The following is a 304-nucleotide window of genomic DNA, read 5'->3' as shown; positions in this document are numbered from 1 at the left end:
AAAAAATACTATGCAATTGCAGTTATTTTGCTGTCCTTTTTTCTCGGAGTCCCAGTTTTTGAAATGATTTCACCTATTGGATTCGCGATGCGAAATCTTTTGTTTACCTTTTGTATCGGTTTATGGTTAATCGTGGCTATCGTTCTCTTTGAGTTGTTTATCTCTAAGCGAGGCTGGTGCCGATATTTCTGTCCTCTTGGTGAATTCTATCAATCGATTGGGAAAGTGGGAGCCTTTCAAGTAAAATTTAACCATGATCTTTGTGTTGGCTGTACAAAATGCCGATCTGTTAGCTTTGCTGACC

The 304-nt window shown here is 38.8% G+C and carries 1 protein-coding gene; it reads left to right on the top strand.

The window, feature by feature from the left end; all coding sequences use genetic code 11:
• On the top strand, window positions 1-304 hold a 304-nt coding region (locus PZE06_RS27880), incomplete at both ends, for a 4Fe-4S binding protein (protein WP_369011866.1).

The organism is Robertmurraya sp. DFI.2.37, assembly GCF_029211245.1.
In the GTDB taxonomy this organism is placed as follows: domain Bacteria; phylum Bacillota; class Bacilli; order Bacillales; family Cytobacillaceae; genus Robertmurraya; species Robertmurraya methanolica_A.
The sequence above is the reverse complement of the archived record's forward strand: the minus strand, read 5'-3'. Positions and strand labels throughout refer to the sequence as shown.